This window comes from Caulobacter sp. HMWF025, assembly GCF_003060965.1.
Classification (GTDB): domain Bacteria; phylum Pseudomonadota; class Alphaproteobacteria; order Caulobacterales; family Caulobacteraceae; genus Caulobacter.
The window spans coordinates 1,844-3,666 of record NZ_QAII01000115.1; the positions used below are offsets into that span (position 1 = coordinate 1,844).

General features: G+C 69.3%; 2 protein-coding genes. One reads left to right on the top strand and one right to left on the bottom strand.

What is annotated here, in order from left to right; genetic code table 11:
- Positions 1-99: 99 nt before the first annotated feature.
- Positions 100-795 carry a MarC family protein gene (locus DBR10_RS12675; RefSeq protein WP_108505356.1) on the bottom strand — a complete coding sequence of 232 codons (696 nt, stop codon included), beginning with the start codon at positions 793-795 and terminating at the stop codon, positions 100-102.
- Positions 796-882: 87 nt separating this feature from the next.
- Here DBR10_RS12675 and pyrF point away from each other — a divergent pair, with 87 nt between their 5' ends.
- On the top strand, positions 883-1,572 hold the full coding sequence (pyrF, locus tag DBR10_RS12680; RefSeq protein ID WP_108505355.1) for an orotidine-5'-phosphate decarboxylase: 690 nt from the start codon (positions 883-885) through the stop codon (positions 1,570-1,572).
- The last annotated feature ends 251 nt before the right edge of the window (positions 1,573-1,823 follow it).

Genomic DNA, 1,823 nt, shown 5'->3' on the forward strand with positions numbered 1-1,823 from the left:
TCGGAGAGGGTCATCTCCCGGTGGTAGTCGGAATCGCGGTTCTGCGGAAGCCGGGACGCCGCCGCAGGCCCTGAGTCTGCGACCGGTTCTGACGTTGCCCTATTTGCTCTCGGCGTAGGGGGCCTTGGCATCCTGGCGCACCAGGCCGCGCGTGGCGTCGGCCACACCCACCATCACGAACTGCACCGCCAGGGCGCAGAGGATCAGGCCCAGAACCCGCACCACGATGCTCATGCCGATCCGGCCGAGCGCCCTGCTGATCAGGGGCGAGGCCCAGAAGGTCAGCACCGTCACCAGCGACACGGCCGCGATCACCGCCACCCCGATCCCCATGCCGGCCGCGCCGAATTCCTTGGCCTCGGCGGCATAGATGATCACCGTCGAGATCGAGCCGGGCCCGATCAGCAGCGGCATGGCGAACGGCACGATCAGGCGCTCGAAGCGGGCCTTGGCATAGACCCGCGGTGACTGGCCCTCGATGCCCTCAGCCGCGTCGGCGAACATGGTGGTGAAGTCGTCACGCACCATGTCCAGGCCGAGGATGAACAGGATGATGCCGCCGGCGATGCGGAAGGCCGGCATCGAGATGCCGAAAAAGGCCAGCAGGCCCACGCCGGTGAAATAGAAGAAGACCAGGAAGGTGGCCATGAACAGGCCGATATAGACCGCCACCATCCGGCGTCCCGCAGCGGCTGCGCCGAGGGTGGCGGCGGCGAACAGCGGCACATTGCCGATCGGGTCGATCAGGGCAAACAGGGCGACGAAGAAGTTGACGGCAAGATTGGCCTCGGTCATTCGACGTCCTTACCTTTTCCAACGCGTCTGGTCCCGGCCCCTTCGTAGGGTGATCGGCCGCGCGCGCCAACCCCCGGGGACCCGCCCATGACCGCCGATCCGCGCCTGATCGTTCCTCTGGACCTGCCGACCGTCGACGAGGCCCGCGCCATGGTCGAGCGGCTGGGCGAGACGGTCAGCTTCTACAAGATCGGGCTGGAACTGCTGGCCACCGGCGGCATGGGCCTGGCGGGCGAGCTGAAAAGCCAGGGCAAGTCGGTGTTTCTGGACTGGAAGCTGCACGACATCGGCGCGACGGTCGAGCGCTCGGCCCGGGTGCTGGCCGGGGCGGGCTGCGACCTGCTGACCGTCCATGCCGAGCCGCAGGTGATGCGGGCGGCGGTGCAGGCGCGCGGCGGCTCGGATCTGAAGATCCTGGCCGTGACGGTGCTGACCAGCCTGACCGACGCCGACCTTGTCGAGATGGGCTATGCCTTCGGGGCCCGCGACCTCGTTGAGCGGCGCATCCGCCAGGCCATCGACTGCGGGGTCGACGGGGTGGTCTCCAGCCCGCACGAGGCGGCCCTGGCCCGCGAGATCGCCGGCCCCGGCTTCCTGGTGGTGACCCCCGGCGTGCGCCCCTTCTGGTCGGCCAAGAACGACCAGGCCCGCGCCGCGACCCCGGAAGCGGCCCTGCGCGCCGGGGCCAGCCACCTGGTCTGCGGCCGTCCGATCACCTCGGCCAATGACCCGCGCGAAGCGGCCCTGAAGGTCATCGCCGAGATGGCCGGGGCCTGAAGCCGGCCGACGCCGCAAGCCCCCACCTGACCGGCTGTCGCCGGTCGTCCTCCCCCCGTTCGGGGGGAAGATGAGACTATCTTCCCCCTCCGGGGGAAGACGGTCGCGAAGCGACCCGTAGGGGGCAGGTGTCTGACGTTTCAACCGTCATTCCCGCCCTAGTGGCGGGAACCCCTCTGTCCGCCGCAGATGCAGGCGGGGCGAAGTGCGCGCGCACTTCGCCGGCATTTCACGGCTCAGCTGAACCAGGG

Coding starts and splice junctions, on each gene's coding strand:
- DBR10_RS12675 (WP_108505356.1), bottom strand. CDS start 795: ATGACCGAGGCCAATCTTGCCGTCAACTTCTTCGTCGCCCTGTTTGCC.
- pyrF (WP_108505355.1), top strand. CDS start 883: ATGACCGCCGATCCGCGCCTGATCGTTCCTCTGGACCTGCCGACCGTC.